The sequence below is a fragment of the Pseudomonas sp. MG-9 genome (assembly GCF_018729515.1).
Lineage (GTDB): Bacteria > Pseudomonadota > Gammaproteobacteria > Pseudomonadales > Pseudomonadaceae > Aquipseudomonas > Aquipseudomonas serboccidentalis.
This window is the reverse complement of sequence record NZ_JAHHZH010000002.1, coordinates 407,328-423,658: the sequence shown is the minus strand read 5'-3', so window position 1 is coordinate 423,658 and position 16,331 is coordinate 407,328. Positions and strand designations below refer to the sequence as shown.

Here is a 16,331-nt window from a genome sequence, read left to right as displayed (position 1 = left end):
AAGCTTATGGCTGACTATCAGGGCCGGGCATGCTCGTTGACCCGTTGACTGACACACCTACACTTATCGGCCATCACTCCCAAAGGAATAGCCCTGATGAAAGCCGTGCTGTGCAAAGCCTTCGGCCCCGCCGAATCGCTGGTGCTGGAAGACGTCGCCAGTCCTGCCCTGAAGAAGAACGAAATCCTGCTGGAGGTGCACGCCGCCGGGGTCAACTTCCCGGACACGCTGATCATCGAGGGCAAATACCAGTTCAAGCCGCCCTTCCCGTTTTCCCCGGGGGGCGAAGCGGCCGGCGTGGTTAGCGCCGTGGGCGAAAAGGTCAGCCACCTGAAGGTCGGCGACCGGGTCATGGCCCTGACCGGTTGGGGCAGCTTTGCCGAGCAGGTCGCGGTGCCGGGCTACAACGTCCTGCCGATCCCGCCATCGATGGATTTCAACACCGCCGCCGCGTTCAGCATGACCTACGGCACCTCAATGCACGCCCTTAAACAGCGGGCCAACCTGCAACCGGGCGAAACCTTGCTGGTGCTCGGCGCTTCCGGTGGCGTCGGCCTGGCGGCGGTGGAAATCGGCAAGGCCATGGGCGCCCGGGTCATCGCCGCCGCCAGCAGCGCGGAGAAACTCGCCGTGGCCAAGGCTGCCGGCGCCGACGAACTGATCAACTACAGCGAAACCAGCCTCAAGGACGAAATCAAACGCCTCACCGACGGCCAGGGCGCCGACGTGATCTACGACCCGGTGGGTGGCGATCTGTTTGACCAGGCCATCCGCGCCATCGCCTGGAACGGCCGCTTGCTGGTGGTCGGTTTCGCCAGCGGGCGCATCCCCGAACTGCCGGTCAACCTCGCCCTGCTCAAAGGCGCAGCGGTACTCGGCGTGTTCTGGGGCTCCTTCGCCCAGCGCCAGCCGCAGGACAACGCAGCGAACTTCCAGCAACTGTTCGGCTGGTTTGCCGAAGGCAAACTGAAGCCACTGGTGTCACAGGTGTATCCGCTGAGCCATGCGGCGCAGGCGATCAATGATCTGGGGCAGCGCAAGGCAGTGGGCAAGGTGGTGGTGCAGGTGCGCTGAAGTCGCGACTTGCCTCAGCCGCCGGGCGATGGCGCCGCGTCGCCCGGCAACAGATGTTCCTGCACTTTCAGGCTGCGAGACGGAATCAGCCGACCCTTGTCATCGAAGCGCAAGACAATCAGCCAGTCGAAGACGTCATCCGGCCACTTTTCCTGCCCCATCAGGGCTGTGGCGTCGCCGCCAAAGGCTTTGATCAGTTTGTTGATGTGCCCGTGGTGCCAGGCGATCAGCACCGTTTGCGCCTGATTGCTCTTGCGCAACAGTTTGACCAGTTGATGAAGATCGCCATTGACGTAAGGCTGCTCAATCGCAAGGTCCAGACGCTGGGCCAGCGGGGTCAGGGTCAGGCGCGAGCGCGAACTCTCCGGGGTGTCGCCGGCAGCGATCAAGCGCTGGGGGGTAAGGGTCTGGCCGTCGAGTTTCAGCGGGTTGAAATAGTCGACGTAGGCCGCCGCTCGCTGTTCGCCTCGGGCATTGAGCACCGATCCCTCAGTCGGTTTTTCCGCGTGCCGAATGATCAGCACGGTCGTGTTGCGCAGCCCGGAATGGCCGGGATGGTCGACGACAATCAAGCCCAGCATGACCACGGCGAGCCCCGCCGCCACCAAAAACCTCGGCAACAATCTGCGAACCTTCAGTGGCATTTCCTATCTCTGCTGATCAATCGGCTGAACGGGCCGCGAGTCTAAGCCACCCCATGTTCAAAAGTGGTGAAAACGCCCTGTTCTTACAGCTGAGCGACAGGTTCGTAAAGGAACATGCGACTTCCAACATTTTCCGCTGTTTTGCCGATGCGAACCGGTGCTATTTTCGGTAACGAAACTGTAACATTCGCATCCGCAGTCAAAACAAGAAATCTGGAGCTCTTGAATGTTTGCTTTCTTTCGACCTGCCGCACATCAGGCTCCATTGCCTGAAGAAAAAATAGACAGCACTTACCGACGTCTGCGCTGGCAGATCTTCGCCGGTATCTTCTTTGGTTATGCGGGTTACTACCTGCTGCGCAAAAACTTCTCCCTGGCCATGCCGTACCTGATCGACGAAGGCTACAGCCGTGGCGATCTGGGCCTGGCGATGTCGGCCATCGCGATTGCCTACGGTCTTTCCAAGTTCCTCATGGGCCTGGTGTCCGACCGTTCCAACCCGCGCTACTTCCTGCCGTTCGGCCTGCTGGTCTCGGCCGGAGTGATGTTCATTTTCGGTTTCGCGCCCTGGGCGACATCCAGCGTGACCATGATGTTCATCCTGCTGTTCATCAACGGCTGGGCTCAGGGCATGGGCTGGCCACCAAGCGGACGCACCATGGTGCACTGGTGGTCGCAGAAGGAACGTGGCGGCGTGGTGTCGGTGTGGAACGTGGCGCATAACGTCGGCGGCGGTCTGATCGGTCCGCTGTTCCTGATCGGCATGGGCCTGTTCAACGACTGGCACGCGGCGTTCTACGTGCCGGCAGCGGTGGCGCTGGGCGTGGCGGTGTTTGCCTTCATCACCATGCGCGACACCCCGCAATCGGTCGGCCTGCCGCCGATCGAGAAGTACAAGAACGATTACCCGGAAGGCTACGACGCCAGCCACGAAGACGAATTCAGCGCCAAGGAAATCTTCGTCAAATACGTGCTGCGTAACAAAATGCTCTGGTACATCGCCATGGCCAACGTCTTCGTCTACCTGCTGCGCTACGGCGTACTGGACTGGGCGCCGACCTATCTCAAGGAAGCCAAGGGCTTCACCGTGGATAAAACCTCGTGGGCCTATTTCTTCTACGAGTGGGCGGGTATTCCGGGCACGCTGCTATGCGGCTGGATGTCGGACAAGATCTTCCGTGGCAACCGTGGCCTGACCGGCATGGTGTTCATGGCGCTGGTGACCGTCGCGACACTGGTGTACTGGCTGAACCCGGCCGGCAACCCGACCGTGGACATGATCGCGCTGTTCTCGATCGGCTTCCTGATCTACGGCCCGGTGATGCTGATCGGTCTGCAGGCGCTGGAGCTGGCACCGAAGAAAGCCGCCGGTACGGCAGCAGGCTTCACCGGTCTGTTCGGTTACTTGGGTGGTTCGGTCGCGGCGAGTGCGGCGATGGGCTACACCGTTGACCACTTTGGCTGGGACAGTGGTTTTGTGCTGCTGGTGGGCGCTTGCCTGCTGTCGATGGCCTTCCTGGCCCCGACGCTATGGCACAAGCAAGTCGCCAGTCAGAGCCGCGAAGCCGTCGCCTGATCGGCCTTTGCCTGACAGCGCTTGAGCCGCGCCTCCAGATTCCGGTCTGGCATGGCGTGGCTGCGCAGGGCGTGGGCGGTCTGCTCGACATAATCGCGAGTCGTACCGTAGCGCCCGCAAGCGCTTTCGAACACCTGTCTCAGCACATGATCCGGCAAGTTGCCGGCATAGCTGGGCAGGTGTCGCTCCAAAACAAACCCTAACGCCTGAACCTGACTGCCATCTTCGAGCCGGCAGTTGAGCCAGTGTGGGCGATAGGACGGGAACGGCATTTCGCGTTTCCACAGCGCGTACAGCGCACTGTCGAGATTCTCTTCCGGCAGCCGATAGGCGAAGCCGCTGCACGAACCGCCACGATCCAGACCAAACACCAGCCCGGGCATTTCCGGCGTCCCGCGATGCTCGTGCGACCACAAATACAGGCCGCGATGGTAGCCGTGGACTCGCCCGCGCACCCGCTCCACCGCCGAACACTCCGGACGCCAGATCAGCGAACCGTAGGCGAACAGCCACACCGGCCCGCCCTTGTGGCGCGCCATGGTCGATTGCATGGAAGCGAGAAGTTGTTCGTGCGTCAGCTGCGGCCCAAGATCGAGCCGCGGAGGGTAAGCCAGGTTCAGAAAAGCGTTTTCAATGGCGCTCATGGCGAATAGCGTTCAGCTCCCCGCGGGTGAAGAATTACTTTATAGAACGCACCGCTGTAACAATAAGGCACATATGTTTTAAGGCAATTTGAGTGCCATGGCACAGTTGTCAATTAATTGCCTGATGCATATATAACCTACCGATATTTATGCAATTACATAAATACCGATCGGCTATATGGAGAGTTATAAAGAATTACGACCGCGGCGCGTAAGCGAACACATCTGCGCGCATTTGATGAGCATCCATTCCCGCCTCGACCAGCGCGTCCAGCGTGCCGTAGACCATGGCCGGCGAGCCGCTGGCATAGACGTGCAGCGGTTTCAGATCGGGGAAATCCTCACACACCGCTTCGTGCAGCATGCCGCAGCGCCCTTCCCAACCGCACTGGTCGCTGACCACTTTGTGCAGGAACAGATTGGGCAGCTTCAGCCACTCATCCCAATGCTCGATTTCGTAGAAGTCTTCCGGACGACGCACGCCCCAGTACAGATGCACCGGATGCTTGAAGCCGGTGGCGCGGCAGTGCTCGATCAGGCTGTGTATCTGACCCATGCCGGTACCGGCGGCAATCAGTACCAGCGGTCCGTCAGGCAGTTCGGCCAGATGCGTATCGCCAAATGGCAGCTCAACACGCACCATTGCGTTGCGTTGCAGCTGTTCGATCAGGCTCAGCGCACTGGCTTCGCGCGCCAGTACGTGGATTTCCAGATCACGCCCGCCGTGCGGCGCCGAGGCCATGGAGAACGCCGACTTCTCGCCGTTCTCACGCTCGATCATCAGATACTGCCCGGCGTGATAGCGCGGCGGCTTGCCGGCCGGCGCCCGCAGGCGCACGCGCCAGGTGTCGCCGCCGACATCCCGGCATTCGATGACCTGACACGACAGGCTGCGCACCGGCAGTTCTCCCAGCGCGAGCACGCCATCCCACAGCAGGATGCAGTCTTCCAGCGGCTCGGCTATGCAAGTGTAGAACTCGCCGTGGTCATGCACCTTGCCGGCCTGCTCGACCCGGCCTTCCACCAGCAGCGCCGCACACACATGGCAATTGCCGTTGCGACAGCTTTGCGGGCAGTCGTAGCCCAGGCGCCGCGCGCCATCGAGAATCCGCTCGCCGGGCCGTATCTCAAGCACCGCTCCGGAGGGCTGCAGGGTTACACGCATCAATCTATTCCTAACTGATTCCAGATGGCATCGATCCGCTGGGTGACGGCGTCGTCCTTGACGATTACGCGGCCCCACTCGCGAGTGGTTTCGCCCGGCCACTTGTGGGTGGCATCCAGGCCCATTTTCGACCCCAGGCCGGAGACCGGCGAGGCAAAGTCGAGGTAGTCGATCGGCGTGTTGTCGATCATCACCGTGTCGCGCTTGGGGTCCATGCGCGTGGTGATGGCCCAGATCACGTCGTTCCAGTCCCGGGCGTTGATATCGTCGTCAGTGACGATAACGAACTTGGTGTACATGAACTGTCGCAAAAACGACCAGACGCCGAGCATCACGCGCTTGGCGTGCCCCGGATACGACTTCTTCATCGTCACCACGGCCATGCGGTACGAGCAGCCTTCCGGTGGCAGGTAGAAGTCGGTGATCTCCGGGAACTGCTTCTGCAGGATCGGCACGAACACTTCGTTCAGTGCCACGCCAAGGATCGCCGGCTCATCCGGCGGCCGGCCGGTGTAGGTGCTGTGGTAGATCGGTTTGATCCGGTGGGTGATGCGCTCGACGGTAAACACCGGGAAGCTGTCGACTTCGTTGTAGTAGCCGGTGTGGTCGCCGTACGGGCCTTCGTCGGCCATCTCGCCCGGGTGGATCACGCCTTCGAGAATGATCTCGGCGGTGGCTGGCACTTGCAGGTCGTTGCCGCGGCACTTGACCAGTTCGGTGCGGTTACCGCGCAGCAGACCGGCGAAAGCGTATTCGGAAAGGCTGTCCGGCACTGGGGTCACGGCACCGAGGATGGTCGCCGGGTCCGCGCCCAATGCTACAGACACCGGGAACGGCTGGCCCGGGTGCTTCTCGCACCATTCGCGGAAATCGAGAGCGCCGCCACGGTGGCTGAGCCAGCGCATGATCACCTTGTTGCGGCCGATCACTTGCTGACGGTAGATGCCGAGGTTCTGGCGATCCTTGTTCGGGCCTTTGGTGACGGTCAGGCCCCAGGTGATCAGCGGGCCGACGTCGCCGGGCCAGCAGGTCTGCACCGGCAGCATCGCCAGGTCGACATCGTCGCCTTCGATGACCACTTCCTGGCACACCGCGTCTTTGACGACTTTCGGCGCCATCGAGATGATCTTGCGGAAGATCGGCAGTTTCGACCACGCGTCCTTCAAGCCCTTCGGCGGCTCCGGCTCCTTGAGGAAGGCCAGCAGCTTGCCGATCTCGCGCAGTTCACTGACCGACTCGGCGCCCATGCCCATGGCGACCCGCTCGGGGGTGCCGAACAGGTTGCCGAGCACCGGAATATCGTAGCCGGTCGGTTTTTCGAACAGCAGCGCCGGGCCCTTGGCCCGCAGTGTGCGATCGCACACCTCGGTCATCTCCAGCACCGGCGAGACGGGAATCTGGATGCGTTTCAACTCTCCGCGCTGCTCAAGCTGCTGCACGAAATCCCGAAGATCCTTGAATTTCATTGACGATGGCACCCTCAAAATAGGCGTACATCCTACCTGCTATGCTGGCCTGTGGCAGCCTGTCGCTGCTTACTTGGCTGCATTCGTCTGCGCTTTTCCAAGGTTTTCCCGGGCTTGCAGGCCGATAAACAGCGGCTCGAGGATCGGCGCGACAAAGCGCGCACCGACTTCGGACAAGTGATTGTCATCGGTGTATAGCGAATAACCGCCGAGTTCAGCGTGACACAGGCCCTTGTCATCACACAGCCGCGGCGCCGGATCGACCACCCGCACCGCCGGATCATCCTGTGCCAGCTGCGCGAACAACTGACTGATGAACACCTGACGCTTGTGGTGCGCCTCGACGTCCAGCCCGACGTCATCCACCGGGCGATCGAGCATCGCCAGACGCGTCAGCCGATACGGCGGACTGAAGGCTTGCAACGGCGCCTCTTTGACCAACCACACGCGATGGCCGCCGGCACGCAATTGCACCACCCGGGCATGCAGGCCTTCAGCCAGACGTCGTTCGGCGTCGGCGCGGTCGTAACGGCCATCAGGTGTTCTCAAGACGTGACCCAGATCGCCTTTGGCGTCGCCGTACAGGTACAGGCTCCAACGCGCGACCAGCACCACATCGCTGACGGATTGCGCCTTCAACCCCTGCTCGACCCGCTTGTTGAAGCGCGCACAAACACCGTCATGCTCCAGTCCATCGACCGGAATACAGCCGGGAGAGCTGGCCAGGATCACACTGACGCCATGGGCTCTGGCACCGTCATCGAACACCGGGATCAGCGCGGTGGCGTGACTGTCACCCCAGACCATCGCCCGGGTCGGCAGATCCGTCACGCCGTAATGGCAGAACAGCTTGTCGTCCGGGGTCTTGTCGTCCGCCAGACACGCCATCAGCTCCGGCCGCCACTCGCGGCCCTTGGCGTATTGCAGTGCCTGCTCGGACAGGCGCCATGGCAGGCCATCGGTCCAGCGCAGGGATTGCCCGGCCAGACCGAGCACCAGAATGCCGCAAAAACCTGCCAGCAATACCTGACGACGCCCGGCCAGCAAACGCCGCTCACGGAACGGGGTTTCGATGAATTTCCACGACAGATAACCGAGCACCAGCGTCAGCAGGATCAAGCCAGCCGTGTCGAGCGCGCCCGGCTCATCGACACTGGCGTAGCTGGAAAACACGAACACCGGCCAGTGCCATAGGTACCAGGAATAGGAAATCAGACCGAGGCCGACCATCACCCGGCTGCTCAACAATTGACCAATCACGGTTTCACGATGACCGTTGGCCAGAATCAACAGCACCACGCCCAGCACCGGCAACAACGCGGTGGCCCCCGGGAACGGCGTCGACTTGTCGTAGACGAATACCGCCAGCAGAATCAGCCCCATGCCCAGCAGGCTCAAGGCCTGGGCGGCCAGCGGTTTCAAGCGCCAGGCGTGTTTCGGCGCAATCGCCAGCATGGCGCCGGCCAGCAACTCCCAGGCGCGCATTGGCAGCAGGAAGAAGGCTTTTTCCGGGTGATGATTGATCGCCCACACACTCAGCCCGAACGACACCAGCAGCACGCCGAACAGCGTCAGCCGCCAGTGTTTCAACCGGCTCGAGAGCAACGTCAGCAGCAGCGGGAAAACGATGTAGAACTGTTCCTCCACTGCCAGCGACCAGGTGTGCAGCAGCGGTTTGAGGTCCGAGGCGACGTCGAAGTAGCCGTCCTGGCGCATGAACAGGATGTTCGAGACGAACGTCACCTGATAGCGCACCGAGCGCCCCAGCTCTTCATAATCCTTGGGTGCCAGCAGGAACCAGCCCACCGCCAGTACCGCGATGATCATCGCAAACAGTGCCGGCAGAATCCGCCGCGCACGCCGCGCCCAGAACTCGACGAAACTGAAACGCCCCGCCTGACGCTGGTTCCAGATGATCGAGGTGATGAGGTAGCCGGAGATCACGAAGAACACGTCCACGCCGACAAAACCGCCGGTAAACCCCGGAACGCCAAAGTGGAACAGCACCACGGCGATCACTGCGACTGCGCGCAGGCCGTCGATATCCCTTCGATAAGCGAGTGTGCTCATAAAATCTTTAATGCCAATCAGGTGGTTGTTTTTATACAGGCCGAGCCTCTGACGCAGAGACGCTCACCCATGTTGCTTGTTGTTTTGCCCAGGCACAGACCTTACCAGATCACGAACCTCCCATAATCCGGACAAAATTCAGACAAAAAAATGGCGCCCCGCGAGGGACGCCATTTTTGTCGGTTCAACCGGCGATGTTACTTGCGCTTCATCGACAGGAAGAACTCGTCGTTGGTCTTGGTCGTTTTCAGCTTGTCGACCAGGAACTCGATGGCCGCCACTTCGTCCATCGGGTGCAGCAGCTTGCGCAGAATCCACATGCGCTGCAGTTCGTCGTCGGCGGTCAGCAACTCTTCGCGGCGGGTGCCGGAACGGTTGATGTTGATGGCCGGGAACACGCGCTTCTCGGCGATCTTGCGATCCAGAGGCAGTTCCATGTTGCCGGTACCCTTGAACTCTTCGTAGATCACTTCGTCCATCTTCGAGCCGGTTTCAACCAGCGCGGTGGCGATAATGGTCAGCGAGCCGCCTTCTTCGATGTTGCGCGCGGCGCCGAAGAAACGCTTCGGCTTCTCCAGGGCGTGAGCATCGACACCACCGGTCAGCACCTTGCCGGAGCTCGGGATCACAGTGTTGTAGGCACGGGCCAGACGGGTGATGGAGTCGAGCAGGATCACCACGTCCTTCTTGTGTTCGACCAGGCGCTTGGCCTTCTCGATCACCATTTCGGCAACCTGCACGTGGCGGGTCGGCGGCTCGTCGAAAGTCGAGGCAACCACTTCGCCGCGCACGGTGCGCTGCATTTCGGTCACTTCTTCCGGACGTTCGTCGATCAACAGCACGATCAGGTGAACTTCAGGGTTGTTACGGGCGATGTTCGCGGCGATGTTCTGCAGCATGATCGTTTTACCGGCTTTCGGCGGTGCAACGATCAGACCACGCTGGCCTTTGCCGATCGGTGCGCACAGGTCGATCACACGACCGGTCAAGTCTTCGGTGGAACCGTTACCGGCTTCCATCTTCATGCGCACGGTTGGGAACAGCGGTGTCAGGTTCTCGAAGAGAATCTTGTTCTTCGCGTTCTCCGGACGATCGAAGTTGATCGTGTCGACCTTGAGCAGGGCGAAGTAACGCTCGCCTTCCTTCGGCGGTCGGATCTTGCCAACGATGGTGTCACCGGTGCGCAAGTTGAAACGGCGGATCTGGCTCGGCGAGACGTAGATATCGTCCGGGCCGGCGAGGTAGGAAGCGTCAGCGGAGCGCAGGAAGCCGAAGCCGTCCTGGAGAATCTCCAGCACGCCATCACCGGAGATTTCCTCGCCGCTTTTCGCGTGCTTTTTCAGCAGGGAGAAAATCACGTCCTGCTTGCGCGAACGGGCCATATTTTCTATGCCCATCTGTTCGGCCAATTCGAGCAGTTCGGTAATCGGCTTTTGCTTGAGTTCAGTCAGATTCATATAGGAATGACGTAATCATTTATGGAGGGGGGAAATTAAGCTTTTGGCTTAATGAGGCCGCGCCGCGGAGAAGGCGACAGGATCGCGAACTTGTTCGAAAAGGAGTGCGTCGGCGACGGCTAGCAGGGGGCAGTGGAGAAACCAGTGCGGGGCCGAATGTACCACCTGAGTTTCGGAGCGTCTAGCCCTGAATACGCAAAAAGCCCCGCAATTTGCGAGGCTTTTTTTCGGCGTTTTACAGCGACGCTTAGATGTTGGCGTCGAGGAAAGCCGCCAGTTGCGACTTCGACAGGGCGCCGACTTTGGTCGCTTCAACGTTGCCGTTCTTGAACAGCATCAGCGTCGGGATACCACGCACGCCGTGCTTGGCCGGAGTTTCCTGGTTCTCGTCGATGTTCAGTTTGGCAATGGTCAGCTTGCCTTTGTAGGTCTCGGCAATCTCGTCCAGAACCGGAGCGATCATTTTGCAAGGGCCGCACCATTCAGCCCAGTAGTCGACCAGTACAGCGCCTTCGGCCTTGAGTACGTCGGCTTCGAAGCTGGCGTCGCTAACGTGTTTGATCAGATCGCTGCTCATGGAATTCTCCAGGTTGTAAGCAAAAAAACGTGGCCCATCATATCCGCCCTTCCCTTGTTCAGGAAGCCGCAGTTGATTGAGTCTTGCTATGGCGGCCCATGAGTCTGGGTATAGCTCAAGTCACGCCGTGGCGGGGGCGATGAAGGCGATCCCGGTACGCAGTGCCGCGTTGCGCACGTGCTCCTGCATGGCTTTCTGGGCGGCGGCGGACGCCCGGCGGGCCAGGGCACGGAGGATCTTGCGGTGTTCCTGCCAGGTTTCCATCGCCCGTTCGGCGCGGATGAACGGTAGCTTCTGGCTTTCCAGAAAGATCTCGGCGCTGGCGGTGAGGATGCTGAGCATCGCCTGATTGCCGCTGGCCAGCAGAATGCGCCGGTGGAATTCGAAGTCGAGTTTCGCCGCCGCCTCGAAATCGCCGGCCTTCAACTGCTCGCGCATCGCCGCGACGTTGTCCTCCAGCGCATCCAGATCGAACGTGCTCAAGGTGACTGCCGCCAAACCGGCCGCAAACCCTTCCAGGGCATAGCGCAGCTGAAAGATGTCCAGCGGCGAGGCCTGCGCCGCAAACGGCCAGCCCGGCGCATTTTCACCGTGCGCAATCTCCACAGGAGCCTGCACGAACACCCCTTTGCCCGGCTGGATGCTGACCACGCCCAGCGCACTGAGCGACGACAGCGCCTCACGCAACGACGCCCGACTGACCCCCAACTGCACGGCCAGATCCCGTTGCGAGGGCAACGCATCGCCCGCACCGAAACCCTGCTCGGTGATCAGTTTGCGAATCGCTTGCAGCGCCACTTCAGGTACGGCGCGAGAGATCGAGTTCATGGTTTTTCAGACGAGCCAGGCCAAGGTGCGGCTAGTTGTAAAGCTATTCGCCGGATCCGGCAAGTCGTGCCCCAGCGGGGTTCGGCGTCCTGCCGCAATGCGCTATCGGGGTGCGAAAAACAACCTGACTGTTCAGACCAGTAAGACCGAACGAACACGCAGAATCCGCGGCTTGCGGGGCATTTGGCGCGATGTTGGCATGGCCCGTGCTCTGTCCGCTTGCAGAAATCACTTCCCGCCGATCCGGAGATTTGCCATGACCCTGCGTTACCGAGCCCTCCTCGCCGCTCTGTTTTCCAGCCTGTTGCTCAGCCAGATCCCGGCTCACGCCGACGGTCTGGACGACGTGGTCAAACGCGGCACGCTGAAAGTCGCCGTGCCCCAGGACTTCCCGCCGTTCGGCTCGGTCGGCCCGGACATGAAACCCCGTGGGCTGGACATTGACACGGCGAAACTGCTGGCCGAACAGCTCAAGGTCAAACTCGAACTGACCCCGGTCAACAGCACCAACCGCATCCCGTTTCTCACCACCGGCAAGGTCGATCTGGTGATCTCCAGCCTCGGCAAGAACCCGGAGCGCGAGAAAGTCATCGACTTTTCCCACGCCTACGCGCCGTTCTACCTCGCCGTGTTCGGCCCGCCGGATGCGGCGATCGCCACGCTCGACGACCTCAAGGGCAAAACCATCAGCGTCACCCGTGGCGCCATCGAAGACATTGAGCTGACCAAGGTCGCCCCCGAAGGCGTGACCATCAAGCGCTTCGAAGACAACAACTCGACCATCGCGGCCTACCTCGCAGGCCAGGTCGACCTCATCGCCAGCGGCAACGTGGTAATGGTCGCAATCAGCGAGAAGAACCCGAAACGCGTGCCGGCGCTGAAAGTGAAGCTCAAGGATTCACCAGTCTATGTCGGCGTGAACAAGAACGAGCCGGCGCTGCTGGGTAAGGTCAACGAGATCCTCGCCACCGCCAAGGCTGACGGCGCGCTGGAGAAAAACTCGCAGACCTGGCTTAAAGAGCCGCTGCCGGCCGATCTCTGATCGGTCGCGCGGGAGACAATCGATGGCTTATCAGTTCGATTTCATGCCGGTGGTGCAAAACACCGACCTGTTGCTGCGCGGCGCCTTGTTCACCCTGGAACTGACGGCCATTGGCGCATTGTTCGGGGTCGGCGTAGGCATCGTCGGCGCGCTGGTACGGGCGTGGAACATCCGCCCGTTCTCGGCAATCTTCGGCGTCTACGTCGAGTTGATCCGCAACACGCCGTTTCTGGTGCAACTGTTCTTCATCTTCTTCGGCCTGCCCTCGCTCGGAGTGCAGATTTCCGAATGGCAGGCGGCGGTGCTGGCGATGGTGATCAACCTGGGGGCGTATTCGACCGAGATCATCCGCGCCGGCATCCAGGCGATCCCGCGCGGACAACTGGAAGCGGCGGCCGCGCTGGCGATGAGCCGGTTCGAAGCGTTCCGCCATGTGGTGCTGCTGCCGGCGCTGGGCAAGGTCTGGCCGGCCCTGAGCAGCCAGATCATCATCGTCATGCTCGGGTCGGCGGTGTGTTCGCAGATCGCCACCGAGGAGCTGAGCTTCGCCGCCAACTTCATTCAGTCGCGCAACTTCCGTGCCTTTGAAACCTATGCGCTGACCACGCTGATCTACCTGTGCATGGCGCTGCTGATCCGGCAATTGCTGAACTGGGTCGGTCGCCGCTATATCGCGAGGAACAGCCGATGAGCGACTTCACCTTCTGGGACATCCTGCGCAACCTGCTCACCGGCCTGCAATGGACGCTGGCGCTGTCGCTGGTGGCCTTCATTGGTGGCGGGATCGTCGGGCTGCTGATTCTGGTCATGCGCATCTCGAAAAACCCCTTGCCGAGCAACATCGCCCGCACCTGGATCGAGCTGTTCCAGGGCACACCGCTGCTGATGCAGCTGTTTCTGGTGTTCTTCGGTGTGGCGCTGGCCGGGATCGAAATCTCGCCGTGGATGGCGGCGGCGATTGCCCTGACGCTGTTTACCAGCGCTTATCTGGCGGAGATCTGGCGCGGTTGCGTCGAAGCGATTCCTCACGGTCAGTGGGAAGCCTCTTCAAGCCTGGCGCTGAATCCGCTGGAGCAACTGCGCTACGTGATCCTGCCACAAGCGCTGCGGATTGCCGTGGCGCCGACCGTGGGCTTCTCGGTGCAAGTGGTCAAAGGCACCGCCGTGACGTCGATCATCGGCTTCACCGAGCTGACCAAGACCGGCGGCATGCTCGCCAACGCCACCTTCGAACCGTTCATGGTCTACGGCCTCGTCGCCCTCGGCTACTTCCTGCTTTGCTACCCCTTGTCGCTCAGTGCGCACTACCTGGAAAGGAGACTGCATGCCTCTGCTTAGAATTTCCGCCCTGCATAAATACTACGGCGATCACCACGTGCTCAAAGGCATCGACCTGAGCGTCGAAGAAGGCCAGGTGGTGGCGATCATCGGCCGCAGCGGCTCGGGCAAATCGACCCTGCTGCGCACCCTCAACGGCCTGGAGTCGATCAACGACGGGGTGATCGAAGTCGACGGCGAATACCTCGACGCTGCCCGCGCCGACCTGCGCAGTCTGCGGCAGAAAGTCGGCATGGTGTTCCAGCAGTTCAACCTGTTCCCGCACCTGACGGTGGGCGAAAACGTGATGCTCGCCCCGCAAGTGGTGCAGAAGGTGCCGAAGGCCAAGGCTGCCGAACTGGCGCGCAAGATGCTCGAACGCGTGGGCCTGGGGGAGAAATTCGATGCGTTCCCGGATCGCCTCTCCGGCGGCCAGCAGCAACGCGTGGCGATTGCCCGGGCGTTGGCGATGTCGCCGAAAGTGTTGCTGTGCGACGAGATCACCTCGGCGCTGGACCCGGAACTGGTCAACGAAGTGCTGGCCGTGGTGCGCCAATTGGCCAAGGAAGGCATGACGCTGATCATGGTCACCCATGAGATGCGCTTCGCCCGGGAGGTCGGCGACAAACTGGTGTTCATGCACCACGGCAAGGTGCATGAGGTGGGCGATCCGAAGGTGCTGTTTGCCAATCCGCAGACGGCGGAATTGGCGAACTTCATTGGTACGGTTGAAGCGACAGCCTGAAAAATCTCTGGGCCAGTGGTGACCTCTTCGCGAGCAAGCTCGCTCCCACATTGGAATGCGTTCACCTGTGGGAGCGAGCTTGCTCGCGAATGGTCGCGCCGCAGTCCCAAGACTTTATGCACAGGATCAAGGGTTTGAGTTGTGCGCGTTGGCGTCAGCGTTTGATCGTGGCACGATGTCGGGGTTATCGACCGAGACCCCCTGACCATGCCGCAATCCAAAGCCAAGAATCTGTCCCTGATCGCCGCAATCGACCTGGGCTCCAACAGCTTCCACATGGTCGTGGCCAAGGCCCAGAACGGTGAAATCCGTATTCTGGAACGCCTCGGAGAGAAGGTTCAGCTCGCCGCCGGCATCGATGATGAGCGCCATCTCAACGAAGAATCCATGCAGCGCGGGCTTGATTGCCTCAAGCGCTTCGCCCAACTGATCAACGGCATGCCATTGGGCGCCGTGCGGATCGTCGGCACCAACGCCCTGCGCGAAGCGCGCAATCGTCTGGAATTCATCCACCGCGCCGAAGAAATCCTCGGCCACCCGGTGGAAGTCATCTCCGGCCGTGAAGAGGCGCGCCTGATCTACCTGGGCGTCTCGCACACCCTCGCCGACACCCCGGGCAAGCGTCTGGTGGCCGACATCGGCGGCGGCAGTACCGAATTCATCATCGGCCAGCGCTTCGAGCCGCTGTTGCGCGAAAGCCTGCAAATGGGCTGCGTCAGCTTCACCCAGCGCTATTTCAAGGACGGCAAGATCACCCCGGCCCGCTACGCCCAGGCCTACACGGCGGCGCGGCTGGAGATCATGAGCATCGAGCACGCCCTGCACCGCCTGACCTGGGATGAAGCCATCGGCTCCTCGGGCACCATCCGTGCCATCGGCCTGGCGCTGAAGGCCGGCGGGCATGGCACCGGCGAAGTCAACGCCGAAGGCCTGGCGTGGCTCAAGCGTCGCCTGTTCAAGCTCGGTGACGTCGACAAGATCGACTTCGAAGGCATCAAGCCTGACCGTCGAGCGATTTTCCCGGCGGGCCTGGCGATTCTCGAAGCAATCTTCGACGCCCTCGAACTGCAACGCATGGATCACTGCGAAGGCGCGCTGCGTGAAGGCGTGCTTTATGATCTGCTCGGCCGTCATCATCACGAAGACGTACGCGAACGCACCCTGACCTCGCTGATGGAGCGTTATCACGTCGACCTGGAACAAGCGGCGCGGGTCGAGCGCAAGGCGCTGCACGCCTTCGATCAGGTCGCGGCCGACTGGGAACTGGATGACGGTATCTGGCGCGAACTGCTGGGCTGGGCGGCGAAAGTGCACGAAGTCGGGCTCGACATCGCGCACTACCACTACCACAAGCATGGCGCTTACCTGATCGAACACTCGGACCTCGCCGGGTTCTCCCGCGAAGACCAGCAGATGCTCGCCCTGCTGGTGCGCGGCCACCGCCGCAACATCCCCAAGGACAAGTTCGCCGAGTTCGGTGACGACGGCGACAAACTGATCCGCCTGTGCGTGCTGCTGCGCTTCGCGATCCTGTTCCACCACATCCGTGGCACCCAGGCGATGCCGCAAGTGGTGCTGCACGCCAAGGGCAACAACCTCGACGTGGAATTCCCGGAGCACTGGCTGGATGAAAACCAGCTGACTCAGGCGGATTTCGGTCTTGAGGCCGAGTGGCTGACGCGGGTTGGTATCGTCCTCACCGTGCACTGACAGTCCCCTGTAGGAG

15 protein-coding genes are annotated in these 16,331 nt (G+C 61.3%); 7 read left to right on the top strand and 8 right to left on the bottom strand.

What is annotated here, in order from left to right:
• Nucleotides 1-96: 96 nt before the first annotated feature.
• Complete coding sequence (locus tag KKQ10_RS06585; RefSeq protein WP_215500596.1) at nucleotides 97-1,074, top strand: NADPH:quinone oxidoreductase family protein; 978 nt, start codon at nucleotides 97-99, stop codon at nucleotides 1,072-1,074.
• A 14-nt stretch (nucleotides 1,075-1,088) separates the two neighbouring features.
• On the opposite strand, the gene KKQ10_RS06580 is transcribed toward KKQ10_RS06585, so the two are convergent.
• Entirely contained in the window at nucleotides 1,089-1,718 is a 630-nt protein-coding gene (locus tag KKQ10_RS06580; RefSeq protein ID WP_215500595.1) for a flagellar basal body-associated protein FliL, read from the bottom strand.
• 226 nt (nucleotides 1,719-1,944) lie between these two features.
• Here KKQ10_RS06580 and glpT point away from each other — a divergent pair, with 226 nt between their 5' ends.
• Nucleotides 1,945-3,294: a glycerol-3-phosphate transporter gene (gene glpT, locus KKQ10_RS06575; RefSeq protein ID WP_215500594.1), complete on the top strand. Its 1,350-nt coding sequence runs from the start codon at nucleotides 1,945-1,947 to the stop codon at nucleotides 3,292-3,294.
• Here glpT and KKQ10_RS06570 read toward each other — a convergent pair.
• The 7 genes from KKQ10_RS06570 to KKQ10_RS06540 all read right to left on the bottom strand — a co-directional run bounded on the left by KKQ10_RS06570 (nucleotide 3,270) and on the right by KKQ10_RS06540 (nucleotide 11,501).
• Complete coding sequence (locus KKQ10_RS06570; protein WP_215500593.1) at nucleotides 3,270-3,938, bottom strand: gamma-glutamylcyclotransferase; 669 nt, start codon at nucleotides 3,936-3,938, stop codon at nucleotides 3,270-3,272. The genes glpT and KKQ10_RS06570 overlap by 25 nt on opposite strands.
• A 196-nt stretch (nucleotides 3,939-4,134) precedes the next feature.
• Nucleotides 4,135-5,103, bottom strand: a complete 969-nt coding sequence (locus KKQ10_RS06565; RefSeq protein ID WP_127648020.1) for a CDP-6-deoxy-delta-3,4-glucoseen reductase — start codon at nucleotides 5,101-5,103, stop codon at nucleotides 4,135-4,137.
• Nucleotides 5,103-6,569 carry a 4-hydroxy-3-polyprenylbenzoate decarboxylase gene (gene ubiD, locus KKQ10_RS06560; protein WP_003229330.1) on the bottom strand — a complete coding sequence of 489 codons (1,467 nt, stop codon included), beginning with the start codon at nucleotides 6,567-6,569 and terminating at the stop codon, nucleotides 5,103-5,105. Before ubiD ends, KKQ10_RS06565 begins: the two co-directional genes overlap by 1 nt.
• 69 nt (nucleotides 6,570-6,638) lie before the next feature.
• Nucleotides 6,639-8,639 (bottom strand): acyltransferase family protein, encoded by a 2,001-nt coding sequence (locus KKQ10_RS06555; protein ID WP_215500592.1) that lies wholly within the window; start codon nucleotides 8,637-8,639, stop codon nucleotides 6,639-6,641.
• A 197-nt stretch (nucleotides 8,640-8,836) separates the two neighbouring features.
• Nucleotides 8,837-10,096 (bottom strand): transcription termination factor Rho, encoded by a 1,260-nt coding sequence (rho, locus tag KKQ10_RS06550; protein ID WP_003229334.1) that lies wholly within the window; start codon nucleotides 10,094-10,096, stop codon nucleotides 8,837-8,839.
• A gap of 247 nt (nucleotides 10,097-10,343) precedes the next feature.
• Nucleotides 10,344-10,673 carry a thioredoxin TrxA gene (trxA, locus tag KKQ10_RS06545; RefSeq protein ID WP_003177349.1) on the bottom strand — a complete coding sequence of 110 codons (330 nt, stop codon included), beginning with the start codon at nucleotides 10,671-10,673 and terminating at the stop codon, nucleotides 10,344-10,346.
• Between the two features lie 120 nt (nucleotides 10,674-10,793).
• Nucleotides 10,794-11,501, bottom strand: coding sequence for a FadR/GntR family transcriptional regulator (locus KKQ10_RS06540; protein ID WP_215500591.1), 708 nt, complete (start codon nucleotides 11,499-11,501; stop codon nucleotides 10,794-10,796).
• A gap of 256 nt (nucleotides 11,502-11,757) precedes the next feature.
• On the opposite strand from KKQ10_RS06540, the gene KKQ10_RS06535 reads away from it, so the two are divergent.
• The 5 genes from KKQ10_RS06535 to ppx all read left to right on the top strand — a co-directional run bounded on the left by KKQ10_RS06535 (nucleotide 11,758) and on the right by ppx (nucleotide 16,315).
• On the top strand, nucleotides 11,758-12,543 hold the full coding sequence (locus tag KKQ10_RS06535; RefSeq protein ID WP_064589752.1) for a transporter substrate-binding domain-containing protein: 786 nt from the start codon (nucleotides 11,758-11,760) through the stop codon (nucleotides 12,541-12,543).
• Nucleotides 12,544-12,565: 22 nt separating this feature from the next.
• A complete protein-coding gene (locus KKQ10_RS06530) occupies nucleotides 12,566-13,234 on the top strand; it encodes an amino acid ABC transporter permease (protein ID WP_127648025.1) in 669 nt (222 codons plus the stop codon).
• Complete coding sequence (locus tag KKQ10_RS06525; protein WP_215500590.1) at nucleotides 13,231-13,881, top strand: amino acid ABC transporter permease; 651 nt, start codon at nucleotides 13,231-13,233, stop codon at nucleotides 13,879-13,881. Before KKQ10_RS06530 ends, KKQ10_RS06525 begins: the two co-directional genes overlap by 4 nt.
• Complete coding sequence (locus KKQ10_RS06520) at nucleotides 13,868-14,605, top strand: amino acid ABC transporter ATP-binding protein (protein WP_095137640.1); 738 nt, start codon at nucleotides 13,868-13,870, stop codon at nucleotides 14,603-14,605. Before KKQ10_RS06525 ends, KKQ10_RS06520 begins: the two co-directional genes overlap by 14 nt.
• Before the next feature lie 207 nt (nucleotides 14,606-14,812).
• A complete protein-coding gene (gene ppx, locus KKQ10_RS06515) occupies nucleotides 14,813-16,315 on the top strand; it encodes an exopolyphosphatase (RefSeq protein WP_127648026.1) in 1,503 nt (500 codons plus the stop codon).
• Nucleotides 16,316-16,331 lie beyond the last annotated feature (16 nt).